This window comes from Psychrobacillus sp. FSL K6-4615, assembly GCF_038008225.1.
GTDB lineage: Bacteria > Bacillota > Bacilli > Bacillales_A > Planococcaceae > Psychrobacillus > Psychrobacillus psychrotolerans.
Genome location: NZ_JBBOYQ010000001.1, coordinates 1719517 through 1736611, shown reverse-complemented (window position 1 = coordinate 1736611; position 17095 = coordinate 1719517). Strand labels below are relative to the sequence as shown.

Here is a 17095-nt window from a genome sequence, read left to right as displayed (position 1 = left end):
CAAAAAGCGACGCATAGGCGTCGCTTTTTTGTGTGTTAATTATTTACCGATAAATTGCTGTGTCCAATAATAACCACTATCTGATAAACCTACGCCAATATGTGTAAATGAGCCGTTCATAATATTAGCTTTATGACCAGGAGATTTCATCCACGCGTCTACAACTTCAGCTGCGTTACGTTGACCCATTGCGATATTTTCTGCAGCCGATTTATACGTAATTCCCATTGATTTCATTTGATCAAATGGTGAACCGTATGTTGGGCTTGTATGTGAGAAATAATTTTTATTTTTCATATCTTGAGATTTTGCTTGTGCAGACTGAGTAAGTTTTGTATCGATTTGAAGTGCTTTCAACCCGGCTTTAGCACGTTCTTGGTTAGTTAAATTCACCACTTGCTGAATTTCAGAAGTAACTTTAACATCATCTTTCACTTCAGTTGTTGGTTTTTGCACTACAGGTTCTTTTACTGTAGGTGCTGGTTTTTGCACTACAGGTTCTTTTACTGTAGGTGCTGGTTGTTGTACTGCAGGTTTTTGAACTGTAGGTTCTTGTACTGCAGGAGTTTCTTTTACCGGTTCTTTAACAACTGGCTTTTCTTGAACTGGTTCTTTTACTACAGGTTTTTCTTCAGCTGGTTTAGCTGGGGTTACCACTACTGGTTTTTTAGCTGGTTCTGCTGGTTTTTCCACTACAGGAACCGGCGCTTTTTCTTCTGTTTGTTTTTCATCTTCTTTAGCTACTGGTTTGTTCACTACTTGGCCTATATTAATCTTAGAAACATCCTTAAGATTTAGAAGCTTTGCAAAAGATAACTGCATATTGTAATTCCATTTTACTTTATAAGAAAGATTTTTTGGAACTTCCCCATTAAATACAATGGATGTTTTTGCCTCGGAAGTAGTTGGTGAAAACCCAGTATTCATAGATGCGCTAGCTGTACTGGCAGAGATTAATAATCCACTAGCTAATACTCCAGCCATAATCGTATGTTTTTTATTCATGTTTCATTTCCTCCTTCTTTTGTGCTCCCCTATTGTAAACACAAAATTGAATGAAATTTTCACATAAAATATACCAATGAATCCAATAGAATATTTTTTTCTTTAAAATCTACAAGTCTAGCAAAGAATTATGGATAACTTATCCACTATGCTAAAATATTAGCTTTTACAATCGGTTGACAGTTTTTTATATTCTTCGTTATACAGTTCATTCATCATCTGTTTTTGGCTGACCGATAGCGTACTATTACTAATACGATCGAGTGCCAATTTATACTTCTGTTGAATAGATACCCTAGCTCTAGGATGAGTAAATTCGTCCAATAACTCAGACCGAATAATAGTTCTAACCTCTTCAACAGTTTGTATATTATTAACGGAGTGACGATTTTGGTAGAGTAACTGAAACGCACTAATCATTTGGCGTATTTCCAATTACAGTGATTGCTTCTACCTGATCTCCAATGATTACAATCTGTGGCTCTATTTTTATATATTCTGGCAACCATTGCACCATACCATATGCATACTGAAACAGAAAAGGGTTTTTATAGCCTACTAATGGTACATAACCCTTCATACGATAGACCGTATCTGGGAGTTCTTTTACCCATTGTTCGAACACTTCTTTTTCCACTGGCTCCGAAAAAGTATGTAAGCGGGAGGATAAGGTCAGTTGCTTACCTATTGCCGCTTGTTTAACTTCTTGACCACGATAAGTTGCTTCTAGACCTGTAATCATATTCAATGGCAATTTTGCGTTAGAAGTCTGAATAATAGGAGCGTGACTATTAAAACCTTGAATTTGCATCGTTACCGTAGCTACTTCATCTTCAGAAAGAAGATCTATTTTATTTGCTAGTATTAAATGCGCATGTTTTATCTGCTCCATAAATAACATACGTGTTTGAGGGGTCATTTTGTCACGCTCAAGCCATCTTTTACTATCTGCTACTGTAATAATACCCTTCATATTTAATCTATTTGCAAAATAAGGGGATAACACGGCATCCATTGCTTCGACTGGATGAGCTGCACCAGTAGTTTCGATTAAGAGGACATCAAACACTTCTCCCTCTAATAACATTTGCAACTGTGCCTCCATTTTTTCAGAACCTGTACAGCATATACATCCTTCTAACATCTCTTTAATAGGAACATCTTCATCCACTGATCGACTATCAAATGGTAATTTTCCTAATTCATTCATGATTACTGCTGGCTTTAAACCCTTTTCTTTCATTTGTTCAATTAAATGTGACAATAAAGAAGTTTTCCCACTTCCTAAAAACCCACTAAGTAAATAGACATCCTTCATAATTTTAAACTCCCTTAATCTCGTTGAAAAAGCTGACCGTATAGGCCAGCTTTCATCCAACTCTTTATTTGTTTAACAAATCTTTCACAACTTCTTGCGCTTTTAACAACTGAGGATCTTCTTCTAAAATTTTCTCTCTAAGTAAATTCATCAATTGATAAGAAGTATCGCCATCTATATCACCAGAAACTGTAAGTTTGTTGTCGGTCTGGAACTTTTTCACAGCAGCATTCATCTCTGCGTCATAGTTACCATCTACTTCACCTACATCATATCCAACTGCCTTTAACATTTCTTCAGCAGTTTGAACTGCTTCGGAGGATTGGTTAGTTTTCAATGTTACAGTAGTATCTAGAGGTGGTAACATAGCATAGGATGGATATTCCACAACATGATCTGGAAGAATCCCTTTTTCATGAATCCAGTTTCCTTCTGGCGTTAACCACTTAGCAGTTGTAATTTTAATATTAGAACCATCCGGTAAATCATTTACTGTTTGTACAGTCCCTTTACCAAAAGAATTTAAGCCTACTAATGGTACATTTGCAGATTCACTTAAGGCACCAGCCAATATTTCTGAAGCTGAAGCACTACCTTCATCAATGATTAATGTAACAGGTACTTTGATACGAGTTCCATCGGTAGCTACTGTAACCTCTTTGTTATCCTGAATTTCAATTTGCAGTAAGTTCTTTCCTTCTTCTACAAAGAGATTAGAAATATCTATCGCAGAAGATAGTAAACCTCCTGGATTTTGACGAACATCAAGCACTAACGCTTTCATGCCCTCTTTTTCCATGGCATCAATCGCTTTTAACAACTCATCATATGTGTTTGTTGAAAAACTCGATATAATAATATGCGCCACTTGATCATCCAACATTTCTGCATATACCGTTTCAATTGGAATATCGTCACGGACAATTGTTACATCCATTACAGCATTTGTACCACGTTGTATAGATAGTGTTACTTCTGTTCCTTTACTACCACGAATAAGTAATACTGCTTCGGAAGCACTAAATCCTTTAATATCTTTTCCATCTACTGCCATAACTTTATCATTTGGCATCAGCCCTGCTTTTTCAGCAGGCGAGTTTTTAATAGGTGACACGATATTAATAACTCCGTCTACTTCTTGAATCTCTGCACCTATCCCTTGAAAACTCGAAGATATATTTTCATTGAATTGAGAAGCCTCATCCTGGTTCATATAATCGGAATATGGATCTTCTAAAGCATCAATCATCCCGTTAATAGCGCCATTAATCACGGCTTCTTCATCTACTTCTTTATAATATTCTTCTTCTAATTTATCGTAAGCCAAATACAATTTAGAGAACTCAGATCGCTCACTCTTATCACCTGCATTTACATTTACAACTTTTTCATCCCCCCATGTTAACGCAATCAGTGTAACAGCTGCTGTTGCTACAACAAGAGCAAAAATAGTTAATAGGAAAACAAATGGTTTCATTTTAATATATTTGGATGCTGGTTTTATTTCTGTAAATTCTTCTTCGTTATTTTGTTTTTGTTCGTCCAAATCCTTCACCCTTTTCAAAAAACTTCTTTAAATAATGTATGTAATATTTAATATTTTAAGTCATCGTATTATTTTAAAAAAGACTGTCATATAGATGACAGTCTATTTATGATTGTTATCTTATTCAAAGCTAATAGTAGTAGTTAGTCTTGAATTGCAGCTTCTAATGCAACTACAATCATATCATTGAACGTTGTTTGACGCTCTTCAGAAGAAGTTGCTTCTCCCGTGATAATATGATCACTAACTGTTAAAACAGATAATGCTTGACGTCCAAATTTAGCAGCAAGTGTATAAAGAGCTGCTGTCTCCATTTCTACAGCAAGAACTCCGTAGTCCGCCCACTTCTCATTTTGTGCGTTCTCATTGTAGAATAAATCAGCTGTAAATACATTCCCAACTTTTAAATTCAATCCAGCTTCTTTGCCTGCATTATATGCTTTATACAGTAAGTCAAAGTCAGCTGTTGGAGCAAAACTTATATCATCCAAAAGAACTTTGTTCATAGATGAATCTGAAGATGCACTTTGAGCAAGAATTACATCACGCACTTTCACATCTTTTTGGATTGCACCACAAGTTCCAACTCGGATTAACTTTTGCACATCATACTCATTCATCAATTCTGTAACATAAATAGATATAGATGGTACTCCCATTCCTGTACCTTGTACAGAAATACGTTTTCCTTTATAAGTTCCCGTATATCCAAACATGTTACGAACCTCATTATACTGGACAACATCTTCTAAGAATGTTTCCGCAATATACTTCGCACGTAGTGGATCTCCCGGTAATAGGATTGTGTCTGCAATTTCACCTTTTTTAGCATTAATATGAATACTCATTTAAATAACCTCATTTCTAATACGTTTCGGCTTAATGATACCGTTTTTTTCCTATAATTGCAATGAACTTGCTACTTAGAATCCTCTATATAATACTCCCATATTTCATCAAATATAGTTGCAGGCATATTCGGATCTGCTAGCTCTTCTATATATAACGAAACTTTATCGAAAGAAGTTTCTGCTTTTGGAAAATCGTGGTGGTTAAACATGCTATTAGCAAATACTGCCTTTTCATCATCCTTTTGACCCCCACGATACTTTAAAGCAAATAAATAAAACGATTGTCTCATAAAATTTCCCTCCTTTAGCCCTGAAGACTTATAAAAAATTAAAAAAATGTAGATAATTCAAACTAAAACAAGTAAACTTAAAAGTGATAATAGTTTGACATATTGAAAGGATTGGTCTAATTGAGAAGTAATACTACCAGGAATTTGAAATCCTTTAAATTCCCCTCTTTAAAAAGGAACCGAACGAGTAAAGAAAAAGCTAAACGGGAAAATCCTTTATCTCTTTTTAAAAGATTAAAGAAAAAGGATAATAAATTAGATAATAATGATACATCCAAAGGGAGTTTCTTACAATCCATACGAGGGCGCGTATTAATAATATTCACCGTTCTTATCATTATTTTAATTTTAATGCTTGTACTGACATCTACCAAAATGTTCTCTGCTCAACAAGCTCTAGAGAAATTTACAAATGTGGATATAAAAGAACAGATGATGGTCAATAAGATTGCGACCGAAATTGCTCAACTTGCCAATGCAGAACAAAGTTATATTATAACCGGTAAGCAAAATTATATGGCAAGCTATAAAAAATATAAAGACTCAACTATTACACATATTAAACAATTAACAGAAACATATAAAAATCGTCCAGAAGAATCACAAAAATTACAATCAATTGATCAATTTTTCACAACATACTTAGGATACTCAGAGCGAGTAATCAAAATTCGTGATGAACAAGGTATAGAGGCAGCACAAAAGTTAGTCAATACAGGAAATGGTAAAACTGCAATGAATTATGTGGATGTACATATCGCTGCAATGAATGAAATTCTGGAGAAGAAAAACATTGAGCAAATTGCTTTGTTAAAAAAAGAAAATAATACATCACTTATATTATTCATAGCACTTACTGTATTTTCAGTCATACTTACTTTGTCATTTGGTATTTTCCTTTTCTATTCTATTAAGCGGAGTACAAATGCTATAAACCTCTCTATATTAGATATTGCTCAAGCTGGTGGAGATTTAACTAGACGAGTAAAAGTTAGATCAAAAGATGAATTTTCCGAGATAGCTATGAGTACGAATGTATTAATATCATCCATAGCAGACCTTGTAAGAAGAGTGAGAGAGCTTACCGTAAACGTCTCGGCTAGTGGTCAAGAATTAATGGCTTCCTCAGACGAAACCGCCTTAACGATTCAATCTATTGCTGATTCTACCAACGAAATTGCTGTCGGTAGTGATCAAACATTAAGAAGTATGACGGAAGCAATTCAAAAGATGAATTCATTAGAAGAAGCAACAAGGTACTTAAACAATGATGCGCAATCAGTTAAACAAGCTACCGATCACATGATTGAAGCTGCTCAAAAAGGTGGAGAATCTGTACAGCATTCATCCAATGTAATGATGAGTATCGAAGAAACAATGGCTAATACGACTCAAACTGTAGAATCACTAGGTATCAAATCTCATGAAATTACATCCATTATAAAAACGATAACAGCTATTGCAGAACAAACAAATCTTCTAGCATTAAATGCTGCAATTGAAGCTGCTCGTGCAGGAGAACATGGCAGAGGATTTGCTGTTGTTGCAGATGAGGTTAGAAAGTTAGCAGAACAATCTCAGAAGGCTGCAAAAGAAGTTACAGGCATTGTAACTTCTATACAAACTGAAGTTACTTCTATTGTTAAGCAAAATAAAGAAGGTGTAGAAAGTGTAATTCGCGGAGTTGAAGTTGCAAACGAAACGAATGCTTCACTAGACCAAATTATGAATCAAACAAATGAAACTATTTCAATCATCGATAAGATGGTAAAACAAATTGAAGAAACACTTAACTTTAGTCAAGAAGTTGCTGCATCTTTTATAGAAGTAACGCAAATTGCCGAAAATACAGCATCCAACACGGAAACGTCCGCTGCTGCTGCTGAACAAGGATCTGCTGCAATGCAAGAAATTAATGCATCTGCTGTGGAATTATCGCACCAAGCAGATGAATTAAGTAAAGTAGTAAATGAATTCAAACTATAATTTAGTTACCCCAAAAAACCAGACGATCCTTTAATGTAAAAACTAAATCGATCGTTCTCGAAGGCTTTGGACAGACGGTTGCTATATGATTACTGAGCGAATTTTTAGAGATGCTAGTTTGTTGTGACAGACGTCACAACAAACCAGCATCTTTTTTGGGGGGTAATTTTATGGTGTTTGCCTGTCCTTCACCCTTCTAATACTCCTCAAAACAGGTAAGTGCATTTGGGATAACTAGAGAAAAGATACTTTCTTATTCATTGAGGAAACTCTCGAAGATGCAATTTCACTTCTTTAGGTAGTACAAACCGAAAGATAATGCTTCTTAGTCTTCCGTTCCGTTAACTACCTGAAACGGAGATCATAGCGGTATTATTGGTTGATAAATGGGAACCCAATATACACGCGAAAACTTGTTACTTTAACTTAAAAAAAGGAAGTGGATTCCCCACTTCCTTTTTAGTTATTCATTTATTAAAATAATCTACTATACTCTTCATAGCCTTCTTCAGCTAATTTTTCCTTTGGTACAAATCGTAGTGCTGCAGAATTGATACAGTAGCGTAGCCCAGTTTCTTCCTTAGGACCATCCGGGAACACATGTCCAAGATGAGAGTCTGCAGTTTTACTTCGCACTTCTACTCTTCTCATGCCATGGGTATCATCAAACTTCTCTAAAACCTCATGTTCTTCAATTGGTCTAGTAAAGCTTGGCCACCCACAACCTGCATCATATTTATCTTTTGAATGGAAAAGAGGCTTGCCAGATACTATGTCTACATATATGCCTTCATCAAAATGCTGATCATACTCACCTTGAAATGGAGGCTCCGTACCATTTTGTTGGGTTACATAAAATTGCATTTCTGTTAAATTCTCTTTCATCTATAGCCCCTCCTTTATACTTTCCACAAATGCCGCTCTCCCTGATCCCGTAAAATAGCCATTATAGTGTGCAGGGTTTTTCTTATAATAATCTTGATGATACTCCTCTGCAGGGTAAAACTCCGCGGCAGGTAGTATTTTCACTGCAATTTTAGCTTTAAATTTGCCTGAAGCATCCAAAGCATCCTTAGAAGCGATCGCTTTTTCTTTTTGCTCTTCTGTATGATAAAAAATAGCAGTTTGATAAGACGATCCTCTGTCAAAAAATTGACCATTGTCATCAGTTGGATCTATATTCAGCCAAAAAATTTCTAATAAACGATCATATGAAAAAATAGCTGGGTCAAAAGTGATTTGTACTGCTTCATAATGTCCAGTTGCATTAGAACAAACCTGTTCGTATGTCGGATTAGGTACATGTCCACCCGTGTATCCTGAGACTACTTTTTCAATTCCATCGTACGAATCAAAAGGCTTCACCATACACCAAAAACATCCGCCCGCAAAAGTTGCTTTTTCCATTGTTTTGCCTCCTATTCTTTCGGTATTACAATCTCAAGCGTAATGATATCCTCTGCTAAATTCAACTCTTTTGCTCGAACTCCAACTCCAGAGCCCATGGGAATATCAGATAATTGAATGAGGACTTCTTCTTTTTCTGGATCTACCACCATCCATTTTGGAAGCTCAATCGAATCTCTCAGAAGCTTTAAAATGGTTTCAGGATCCAAACTTAATCGTCCAATTTCGACGGAAGATTGCTCTAAACGAATATTTCCATTCTCTTCTACATATGGTTCAAAAAACATTCTTACCGGCAAGTTAATAGAAAAAGCAGTGAACTCTGATGACAAAACAATTTGATCATCCACTGATATTTGAAGGGGAAGAGGCTTATCTCCCATCGCCTTTTTAAGATATGTATTGGCAATAGCTTGAAAATCCTCTTTCGTAGCGTTTACAGTTAACACATTCCCTTCTGCTGGTGTGTTTGTTTCCTCTATCCATACAGACTCAACAGGAGCTGTTATCCAATAAACAACAGTTCCAATACTGCCGATCAAAAGTAGTACTAATAAAAAAAACGCGATTTTCCACTTATTCAATCCATCAACTCCCTAAAACAACAATTCCCTGTTATCCTCATCTATTAAACCACAATCTTGCATTGAGCTAACTATTTCATCTATAACAAGCTGATATCCCTTGCTATTGGGATGGAAAAAGTCTGTATGATAAACCAAATTTGTATTTGTTACGAAAAGATGATCGATTGGTATAAAACAAGCATTCATATCATCTTCAGCCATCTCTTCGATAGCTTCATTCCAATTATTTAAAATTAAATCAAATTCAGATTTTTCATCTGTAACAATCGTAATAGGATTATATAAACCCATGATGATAATTGGGGCAGTACTATTAATCTCCCTAATCTCATCAAGAATCTGTTCATAATTCTTTTCGAATTTATTTAATTCCTTTTCAAAAGCCTCTACTTTCAAATTAAACAAATCTTTTTTTATTACTTTCATGATGTCATTTCCACCAATAGTTAAAGTAATTAAATGAGCTTTCCGGATATGATGATCAATATCTCCAGCTTTTAACATTTTTAATAGTTGATCACTTCTGCGCCCTCTTTTTGCAGTATTGGTTAAATCTACAGCTTCTATTCCATTATATTGTGAAAAATGTTGCTGGAGCCTTCCAAAGTATCCTTCCCTCTTTAACTCATCTCCAACTCCTTGTGTTAAAGAATCTCCAAGCCCAACGACTTCTATCGTTCTCGGGAAGAACTGAAAAGGAATAACATAATCTTCAAAAAGCACATCCTGTTTTTCCGAAAAGCTAACCTCCACCATATCATTGGAATTACATCCTACTAGAAAGATAACGCTTATAATAATTATTAAATATCTCATTTGCAGAAACCCCTTTTGGTAAAACAAAAGCAGGGAAAAATACGCTTCCCTGCCCTCTGCCTTTTACCTATTCAGTCATATACATAAATCCAATTGCTCCTGGTCCTGTATGCGTACTAATAACGGGAGAGGTAAACGAAACTTGGATGTCTAAAAAACCTGACTCCTTTATTAAATTCATCAAAGGAGTCGCCATAGAAAACCCATTTGCATGCGAAATACCTACTGCTTTGACCACTTTCCCTTTTGTATCAGCTATATACCGGTCAAATAAGTAATTAACAACTTGTTTATGACTTCTTACTTTTGCAATCGGTGTATACTCACCACCCGCTAAGCTTGCAATTGGTTTAATAGAAAGTAATGAACCGAGCATTGCCTTTCCTTTTCCAATTCGTCCACCTTTCACAAGGTTATCCAAAGTATCTACGACTACAAATAAATCAGACTTGCTACGAATATCTTCCACTTTTTGAATGATTGCTTCTTTTGTCTCGCCATTGGAAGCCATTCTAGCTGCTTCTTCCACTTGAAATAGTAATGCAAACGATATAAATTTCGAATCGATTACAGTAACATCTGCAGTTGACATTTCAGCAGCTGCTTGTGCTGATTTGACAGTTCCACTCATGCCACCAGTCATATGTATAGAGATAATTTGATCACCATTTTTACCTAGCTCGTCGTATAATTCTTTAAACACTCCTGATGATGGTTGCGATGATTTTGGCAGTTCTTTAGATGTCGCCATTTTTTCTAAAAATTCCTCTGGGTTTATATCTACTCCGTCGATATATGATTCACCATCAATATGAATAGTCAAAGGTACTACATGTATATTATATTGTTCTATCAGGGCTGATGTTAAATCCGCTGTAGAATCAGTTACTATATGAACTTTCGGCATATGCTATCCCTTCCCTTCCTACTTATTACTATTATAAGAAGAATACTGGTGTTCTGTAAACTATTTGATAGCTGAACTCATAAAATCGATTTCTTTAGCAATGATTGTGTGTAAATCCTCTATAATTTTGTTCGGTTCATTGTGGGCAATATTCTCTACAGTGTATGTGGGTAACACGCTTATTTGAACGTTAGCAGGACAAATTTTATTATTATTTTTTTCCATAATGTTTGAAGTGCCATATATGGCTATTGGAACAATTGGAACATTGGCCATTTTGGCAATTCGTACAAATCCTGATTTAAAATCCCCTACTTCTCCTCCCTTGCTTCTTGTACCTTCTGGGAAGATTAAAATAGAGTGCCCCTTTTTTAAAATATTCACAGTATCCTCAATTGACTGATAGGAACTTTTTCGATTGGACCTATCTAAAAATACACAATTCATTTCTTCCATCCACTGCGAGATAATGGGAAGTTTTTTTACTTCTATTTTCGATATGAATCCGAAAGGTTTGGGAATATACGCTAGTAAACTTGGAATATCGAAATTCCCTTCATGGTTGGAAATAAACAACACAGGTCCACTTGGAAGATTTTCTTCCCCTTGAAATCTGAAAGTACTTTTCGTTCTTTGTAGAATTCCACTTGACCATAATTGAGGCACACGATGAACAAGTCGATCATATTGCTCCGTAGTAATCATATTCTTTTGCTTTTTAATAGTTATTAATTTAGATAAAGAAACTGGTAAATATCCAAACAAAAATCCAAAAGTTCTTAGACTCGAAAACAAATTATTCACTAACCTTTCGTTCATAAACCAAATAAGCATAAGTAATACCATCTGGCGTTTTCATATCTTCCGTTGTTTCAACTAACACCCAGTCATCACCATATGGCGGGAAATAAGTATCTCCTTCAAAACTTTGTTGGATAAAAGTTATATAAAGTCTATCTGCTTTAGGTAAAACAGCTCGAAAAATTTGTTCACCCCCAATTACCATTACTTCTTCATGATGAGCAGAGGCTATTTCAATTGCCTCAACTAGGTCTGTCACTACCTCAGCACCCTCAATTTTATAATCGGGATTTCTCGAGACGATAATATTTTTCCGTCCTGGTAGCACTCGCCCGATGGATTCAAATGTATTTCTTCCCATTACAATGGCTTTGTCCATCGTTGTTTTTTTAAAGTAAGCAAGATCACCTGGAATATACCAAGGCATTTTGTTTTCAAATCCAATTACTCGATTAGGATCATGTGCAACAATTAGTGAAATCATTTGTTTCCTCCTCTAATTTTATACGGCAATTGGTGCCTTAATTCGCGGATGCGGATCATAACCCTCTAAGGCAATATCTTCTATTTCAAAATCAAAAATAGACTCTTTTTGGTCGTTCAATAGAAGTTGTGGCAATGCACGCGGCTCTCTTTCCAATTGAGTTGTCACCTGTTCCATATGATTTACATACAAATGAGCGTCTCCTAAAGTATGTACAAATTCTCCAACTTCTAAATGGCATTCTTTAGCTATTAAATGTGTTAATAATGCATATGAGGCAATATTAAAGGGAACTCCTAAAAATACATCAGCACTACGCTGATAGAGCTGACAAGATAACTTGCCATTTGCAACATAAAATTGCATAAAGGCGTGACATGGTGGTAAAGCCATTTCATCTACCTCTGCCGGGTTCCATGCAGTAATGATATGTCTTCTAGAGTCAGGATTTACTTTAATCTGCTCTATAACATTACACAATTGGTCAATCGTTTGACCATCCTTCGTCGGCCAAGATCTCCATTGACGGCCATAGACTGGGCCTAAGTCACCAAATTCTTCTGCAAATGCATCTTCCGATAAAATCTTTTCGCAGAATAGATCCATTTGCTGTTGCACAACATTTTTAAATTCCGGATCCTTTGCTGCCCGAACACCAAAATTTGTCATGTCAGGTCCCGTATATTCTTCACTTTTTACCCATTTTTCAAACGCCCATTCGTCCCAAATATGATTATTAGCTTGTATAAGTGTTTTGACATTTGTATCACCTTTTAAAAACCATAGTAGCTCGCTGACTACTAAACGAAATGCCGTTTTTTTTGTGGTAAGAAGCGGAAATCCTTCTGACAGATCAAAGCGCATTTGATAACCGAAAACGCTTTTTGTACCAGTTCCGGTCCGATCTCCTTTTGTAACTCCACTATTCATAATATGTTTACACAAAGTAAGGTATTGCTCCATGTCATATCCCTCTTTCCGTTTTCATACAAAAAAGCTCTCACTATGAGAGCCATTTTGGTGGTGTGTTTTTTGACCAAAACCCAATCCATTTAGCAATGTATAATATTTTAATACTAGCCTAGATAAATCAACGTTTACTAGGTTTCGAATTTGTATTACTTATAACTTTAGTATATTATAGCATTGTTTTGGGGTGCATTTGGAGTGATATTCACCTTTTTTTTCTATTAAATAATTGCTCGTTGAAAAGTTAGACGGATGGGCAGGTCGCGCGTTAAACATTCTAGACTCTATTATTACCGTTAGTACATTAAAGGTACAGCTTCTTAAAAACCTATTTTTCTTGTTTATTTTTTATCTTTATGAGTTCTGACACCGTAACAAAGACATAATCTTGTTTTTGGAGCTCCTCAATAATTTTTTCTAAAGCTTTAACTGTTTGACTTCGATTTCCCCCACCATCATGAAATAAAATGATATTCCCTGGCTCTACATTATTTAATACTTTTTTTTCTATACGATGCACTCCAGGACTTTTCCAATCCTCGGTATCTTGATGCCAAGACCACATCACCACTTGGTACCCTTTTTTTACAACACTTTGAATCATTTGATCGGTGTATTGCCCTTCTACTGGACGGAACAGCTCTGGACGATAACCCGTTATACTAAAAATTAAGTCATCCGTTTGTTTTAACTCTAATTCTAATTTAGAGAGCGTTGTTTTTGGATGATGAGTATAAGTATGATTTGCAATCTCATGACCTTCGTTGTATTGGCGTAAAATTAAATCTGGATTTTTTTCAGCAAGTTCACCAACAACAAAAAATGTAGCCTTTGCATTATGTTTCTCTAAAATTTCCAGTATCTCTGCTGTGTATTTTGGATGTGGTCCGTCGTCAAATGTAAGAGCCACGACCTTTTCTTTCGTGTTAATCTCCCACACTATCTCTCCAGTATTTTCGTAATGATATCGGTCTTTAACTGCTGAGGCCCTTAAATTAGAACCAAGATAGAAAGTTATTCCAACTAAAAATAAAGTGAGTATAATACTATATCTCTTTGTCATGACACCTCATCATTCCAATCTTAATATTTTACGGAGATTTGATTACTTTTTACTCCATGGTAGTTTTTATACCTTCGCCCCCCAAAAATTAGACAAATAAATTTAGATTTTTAAATAACCAGCATAAAACTTCCTTTATTGTATTATTCTATCTTCAAATTTGAACTAGATTGTCTACATACCTTACACATTTGTAGACTGGAATTTAAAAATGGGAACCTTATCTTCGCATTTGAGATTGTCCGAAAGTACCTCCAGAGCGTCATAAAAAGTATATTCTAATTTCGATTGGTAATCATAAAGTCAAGGCCGTTACTACAATCAAAAGGAAATATTTGATCAGCTGTTGAAGCAAAGCTATACTGAAGATACGCTTGTAGCTATGTAATTTCTCATTTTACCTGTATTTGTATTTTAATATTAAACGGAGTGCGGAGTGCGGAGTGAGGAATTGAGGGCTTTTCAGAAAGATGGAATAGCTGCTTCTAATATTATGGGCAGAATTATTTACTTAATCCATTTGATGAATACGAAGAATGAGGGGGTATATTTCTATATACACTATCCAAACAAAAAAACACTCATTTTCACATGAGTGTTTTGGCTTTTTTAGGATAACCATTTTGGTGGTGTGTTTTTTGACCAATATATGTCACCTAGCACATAATGTTTAGAATATTTATCTTCGGCCAAGTGGTAATGGAAATTGAAATAATATCCTTCTAATGGTTTTTTGTCCGTTCTTACATGAAAACGGATTAAATCTTTTCTTGTAGTTTCATTATAAATATTAAAAATCTTTTCGTGATAATCTCCAGATGGCTTCTCAGAAATAGACAAACGTGTTACTTCCTGACTGGAAGCTTTTGCAATTGTCAAATCAATAACCTCTTGTATTTTAGGGAAAATAACGTCGTCAAATTCATTTTGAATGACTGGTCCTATTCGATTACCAAACTTTATGTATGCTTGTTCTCTGGCAGCAACTGCCATATGTTCATAGGTCGGAGCTTCTTCCGTTATTGTAACTTGTTCATAATCACTTACATCAGAAGAAATTGCCCTTGGAGGACTCTTGGTATCTAATATTTGCTCCCATATAAAATGACTAGGAGATATTAGACCAAATGTTAGCAATGCAACAGTTATGATTATTGACTTTTGGAACCACTTTTTCATCCTATTCACCTTCTATATTGGGCAATTTTAGTAAAACTCTACATTCTATTAAACGTTTTAAAGAACTAAAGGTTTCATCTTCTTACTATTCATTGTACAATAAAATGTGTAAACATTCCATACAGCTTTTTTTATCAAAGGAGGAAAATCACGATGGATTTAGGATTAGTTATTGGTATCGGATTTTTATTTTTAATAGCATATTTAACATCACTTTGCTTTACTGATTAATTGGAAGTTATATCGAGAGTCGTGACTAACGTCATGACTCTCTTTTCTATTTATATGACCAGATTATAAATTTATCACTCCATAATGAAATTTGGAGGATAATCTTATTTCTCTTTTAAACCCGAATTGTTCAAACACCGTAGAACGGAAATGCGCTTTTAATACAACTCTCTTTCTTGCAACTCTCTTAGCCTCTTCTATCCACTCAACGTTTAAAGCATCGTGAATACCAGCTGCTCTTAAAGCTTGAAAATTGGAAGACTCTTCAATAACTTGTTCAAACATTGGGTCTAGATAAACAACATCAAAGGAATTGGATGGCACCGTTTTTGTATATTCCACTGCATCTTGATGAATTATATGTATTCTCCGCATACTAGTTTCTAATGTGTCATTATTCGATTCATAATTTTTTAGCCCTACATCGACCACATATGCTATAAGGGGTTCCTTCTCGCATGCACGCACACCCCCTTCATCACCTACCGCATAAGCAGCAATAATGCTATCGGAGCACAGACCAGCTGTCATATCTAAAATATGGTCACCTCGCTCTAAACGCGTTGCTTCCAAAAATGAATCTTGCTCACCATTCATGAGTCTCTTCAATCGAAAAGCTGCAGAATTGGGGTGAAAGAAAAAAGGAGAAGTGAAACCGTAAGAATACAGTTCCAATCTCTCTTTGTTCACCACAAGCACATTAGCATTCTGCTCTTGTTGTATAGTAGAAACTGATTTCTTGTGCCGTTGAATAAAAGGTAAATTTAACTCTTTGGCGATCCCTTTTGCTTTTAAAATATACGCTGCATTCGTTCTTCCAGCTGTCGTAATTACGGTGTTCATGAAGAAACAACTTGTGAAAGGACACCAGATAAATGATCTTTAATAGTCTCCATCGAGTTACTTTCAATTTGTTCACGTGGAATGAAGTAAGCTAACTTATCATCTTTCCAAATAGCAATAGAAGGTGAACTTGGTGGTACCTCCTCAAAATAACCTCGCATTGTTGCAGTAGCCTCTTGATCTTGTCCAGCAAATACAGTAACTAAGTTTTCAGGCTTAACTTTTAACTCATTTAATGCATGAACAACTGCAGGTCTAGCGAGTCCAGCAGCACAACCACACACGGAATTGATCACGATTAAAGAAACTCCACTTGCTGTAGACATATGCTCTTGTACATCCTCAGGTGTAGTAAGCTCTTTAAATCCTGCCCCCGTTAATTCACTTCTCATTGGTCCTACAATACCTTTCATATACTCATCGTATGCATTCATGATTTCGCCCTCTTTCTTTTAGTTTCACATATCCTATTATAACAATATTTTCCCAGCATTAGCTAATACCCTGTTTTCTCAATTTGCGTACTCTTTCAGGATTTTTGTGACTTTTTTGTGATTTTCGTGACTTTCTTGTGCAACCAAAAGTATTCTTGTGCAACTTGTTAAACAGGTTTTATAAATACAAATAGAAACCACCTTTCATCTTTTTTTACCACAAGAACATTTATTCTAATTTATAACTAGTAATTTTTGGACAAATAAAAAAGAGACAAACTCAATTAAGAGAAAATCGCTATAAAATACTATTTATTATTTCTTAATTTTTCTAGTAAACTACTTACTTTTTCAGTAGCATCATCTGTTTCGCCTTGC

General features: G+C 35.3%; 19 protein-coding genes. 1 reads left to right on the top strand and 18 read right to left on the bottom strand.

All coding sequences use genetic code 11. The annotated features are described in order from the left end of the window. Positions 1-39: 39 nt before the first annotated feature. From MKX53_RS08440 to MKX53_RS08415, 6 genes are all read right to left on the bottom strand, one after another. The gene (locus MKX53_RS08440; protein ID WP_340910588.1) at positions 40-1005 is read right to left on the bottom strand and encodes a CAP domain-containing protein; all 966 of its coding nucleotides are present in this window, start codon (positions 1003-1005) and stop codon (positions 40-42) included. A gap of 159 nt (positions 1006-1164) precedes the next feature. After that, a complete protein-coding gene (locus MKX53_RS08435) occupies positions 1165-1425 on the bottom strand; it encodes a hypothetical protein (RefSeq protein WP_340910587.1) in 261 nt (86 codons plus the stop codon). Then, a complete protein-coding gene (locus MKX53_RS08430; protein ID WP_340910585.1) occupies positions 1418-2323 on the bottom strand; it encodes a CobW family GTP-binding protein in 906 nt (301 codons plus the stop codon). Before MKX53_RS08430 ends, MKX53_RS08435 begins: the two co-directional genes overlap by 8 nt. 64 nt (positions 2324-2387) lie before the next feature. Further along, a complete protein-coding gene (locus MKX53_RS08425) occupies positions 2388-3869 on the bottom strand; it encodes a lmo1851 family serine protease (protein WP_340910582.1) in 1482 nt (493 codons plus the stop codon). A 143-nt stretch (positions 3870-4012) separates the two neighbouring features. Continuing rightward, positions 4013-4717: a purine-nucleoside phosphorylase gene (gene deoD / locus MKX53_RS08420; RefSeq protein WP_093534383.1), complete on the bottom strand. Its 705-nt coding sequence runs from the start codon at positions 4715-4717 to the stop codon at positions 4013-4015. Positions 4718-4788: 71 nt separating this feature from the next. Next, the gene (locus MKX53_RS08415; RefSeq protein WP_340910579.1) at positions 4789-5010 is read right to left on the bottom strand and encodes a YozE family protein; all 222 of its coding nucleotides are present in this window, start codon (positions 5008-5010) and stop codon (positions 4789-4791) included. A gap of 351 nt (positions 5011-5361) precedes the next feature. On the opposite strand from MKX53_RS08415, the gene MKX53_RS08410 reads away from it, so the two are divergent. Then, a complete protein-coding gene (locus tag MKX53_RS08410) occupies positions 5362-6996 on the top strand; it encodes a methyl-accepting chemotaxis protein (protein ID WP_445678280.1) in 1635 nt (544 codons plus the stop codon). Positions 6997-7470: 474 nt separating this feature from the next. Here MKX53_RS08410 and msrB read toward each other — a convergent pair whose 3' ends face one another. The 12 genes from msrB to MKX53_RS08350 all read right to left on the bottom strand — a co-directional run bounded on the left by msrB (position 7471) and on the right by MKX53_RS08350 (position 16717). Beyond that, the gene (msrB, locus tag MKX53_RS08405; RefSeq protein ID WP_245762610.1) at positions 7471-7881 is read right to left on the bottom strand and encodes a peptide-methionine (R)-S-oxide reductase MsrB; all 411 of its coding nucleotides are present in this window, start codon (positions 7879-7881) and stop codon (positions 7471-7473) included. Then, entirely contained in the window at positions 7882-8403 is a 522-nt protein-coding gene (gene msrA, locus MKX53_RS08400; protein WP_340830480.1) for a peptide-methionine (S)-S-oxide reductase MsrA, read from the bottom strand. A gap of 11 nt (positions 8404-8414) precedes the next feature. Beyond that, positions 8415-8987 carry a YpmS family protein gene (locus MKX53_RS08395; RefSeq protein WP_340910574.1) on the bottom strand — a complete coding sequence of 191 codons (573 nt, stop codon included), beginning with the start codon at positions 8985-8987 and terminating at the stop codon, positions 8415-8417. A gap of 12 nt (positions 8988-8999) precedes the next feature. Continuing rightward, on the bottom strand, positions 9000-9806 hold the full coding sequence (locus MKX53_RS08390) for a GDSL-type esterase/lipase family protein (RefSeq protein ID WP_245762612.1): 807 nt from the start codon (positions 9804-9806) through the stop codon (positions 9000-9002). A gap of 67 nt (positions 9807-9873) precedes the next feature. Continuing rightward, positions 9874-10713, bottom strand: a complete 840-nt coding sequence (locus tag MKX53_RS08385; RefSeq protein WP_093534389.1) for a DegV family protein — start codon at positions 10711-10713, stop codon at positions 9874-9876. A 60-nt stretch (positions 10714-10773) separates the two neighbouring features. Next, entirely contained in the window at positions 10774-11547 is a 774-nt protein-coding gene (locus MKX53_RS08380; RefSeq protein WP_340910571.1) for a lysophospholipid acyltransferase family protein, read from the bottom strand. After that, entirely contained in the window at positions 11510-11998 is a 489-nt protein-coding gene (locus MKX53_RS08375; RefSeq protein WP_340762221.1) for a dihydrofolate reductase, read from the bottom strand. The genes MKX53_RS08380 and MKX53_RS08375 overlap by 38 nt, the downstream gene beginning before the upstream one ends. 18 nt (positions 11999-12016) lie before the next feature. Then, positions 12017-12961 carry a thymidylate synthase gene (locus MKX53_RS08370; protein WP_340910569.1) on the bottom strand — a complete coding sequence of 315 codons (945 nt, stop codon included), beginning with the start codon at positions 12959-12961 and terminating at the stop codon, positions 12017-12019. Between the two features lie 334 nt (positions 12962-13295). Then, the gene (locus MKX53_RS08365) at positions 13296-14030 is read right to left on the bottom strand and encodes a polysaccharide deacetylase family protein (protein ID WP_340910567.1); all 735 of its coding nucleotides are present in this window, start codon (positions 14028-14030) and stop codon (positions 13296-13298) included. A 609-nt stretch (positions 14031-14639) separates the two neighbouring features. Continuing rightward, positions 14640-15209: a YpjP family protein gene (locus MKX53_RS08360; RefSeq protein ID WP_340910565.1), complete on the bottom strand. Its 570-nt coding sequence runs from the start codon at positions 15207-15209 to the stop codon at positions 14640-14642. Between the two features lie 294 nt (positions 15210-15503). Beyond that, positions 15504-16283, bottom strand: a complete 780-nt coding sequence (locus MKX53_RS08355) for a class I SAM-dependent methyltransferase (RefSeq protein WP_340910562.1) — start codon at positions 16281-16283, stop codon at positions 15504-15506. Next, entirely contained in the window at positions 16280-16717 is a 438-nt protein-coding gene (locus MKX53_RS08350) for a BrxA/BrxB family bacilliredoxin (RefSeq protein ID WP_340910561.1), read from the bottom strand. Before MKX53_RS08350 ends, MKX53_RS08355 begins: the two co-directional genes overlap by 4 nt. Between the last annotated feature and the right edge of the window lie 378 nt (positions 16718-17095).

Bases quoted from the DNA above. Each gene is read 5' to 3' on its own strand.
- MKX53_RS08375 (WP_340762221.1), bottom strand. From the start codon at position 11,998: ATGATTTCACTAATTGTTGCACATGATCCTAATCGAGTAATTGGATTT.
- msrA (WP_340830480.1), bottom strand. From the start codon at position 8,403: ATGGAAAAAGCAACTTTTGCGGGCGGATGTTTTTGGTGTATGGTGAAG.
- deoD (WP_093534383.1), bottom strand. From the start codon at position 4,717: ATGAGTATTCATATTAATGCTAAAAAAGGTGAAATTGCAGACACAATC.
- MKX53_RS08365 (WP_340910567.1), bottom strand. From the start codon at position 14,030: ATGACAAAGAGATATAGTATTATACTCACTTTATTTTTAGTTGGAATA.
- MKX53_RS08370 (WP_340910569.1), bottom strand. From the start codon at position 12,961: ATGGAGCAATACCTTACTTTGTGTAAACATATTATGAATAGTGGAGTT.
- MKX53_RS08430 (WP_340910585.1), bottom strand. From the start codon at position 2,323: ATGAAGGATGTCTATTTACTTAGTGGGTTTTTAGGAAGTGGGAAAACT.
- msrB (WP_245762610.1), bottom strand. From the start codon at position 7,881: ATGAAAGAGAATTTAACAGAAATGCAATTTTATGTAACCCAACAAAAT.
- MKX53_RS08385 (WP_093534389.1), bottom strand. From the start codon at position 10,713: ATGCCGAAAGTTCATATAGTAACTGATTCTACAGCGGATTTAACATCA.
- MKX53_RS08390 (WP_245762612.1), bottom strand. From the start codon at position 9,806: ATGAGATATTTAATAATTATTATAAGCGTTATCTTTCTAGTAGGATGT.
- MKX53_RS08410 (WP_445678280.1), top strand. From the start codon at position 5,362: ATGCTTGTACTGACATCTACCAAAATGTTCTCTGCTCAACAAGCTCTA.
- MKX53_RS08435 (WP_340910587.1), bottom strand. From the start codon at position 1,425: ATGATTAGTGCGTTTCAGTTACTCTACCAAAATCGTCACTCCGTTAAT.
- MKX53_RS08360 (WP_340910565.1), bottom strand. From the start codon at position 15,209: ATGAAAAAGTGGTTCCAAAAGTCAATAATCATAACTGTTGCATTGCTA.
- MKX53_RS08350 (WP_340910561.1), bottom strand. From the start codon at position 16,717: ATGAATGCATACGATGAGTATATGAAAGGTATTGTAGGACCAATGAGA.
- MKX53_RS08415 (WP_340910579.1), bottom strand. From the start codon at position 5,010: ATGAGACAATCGTTTTATTTATTTGCTTTAAAGTATCGTGGGGGTCAA.
- MKX53_RS08355 (WP_340910562.1), bottom strand. From the start codon at position 16,283: ATGAACACCGTAATTACGACAGCTGGAAGAACGAATGCAGCGTATATT.
- MKX53_RS08380 (WP_340910571.1), bottom strand. From the start codon at position 11,547: ATGCTTATTTGGTTTATGAACGAAAGGTTAGTGAATAATTTGTTTTCG.
- MKX53_RS08440 (WP_340910588.1), bottom strand. From the start codon at position 1,005: ATGAATAAAAAACATACGATTATGGCTGGAGTATTAGCTAGTGGATTA.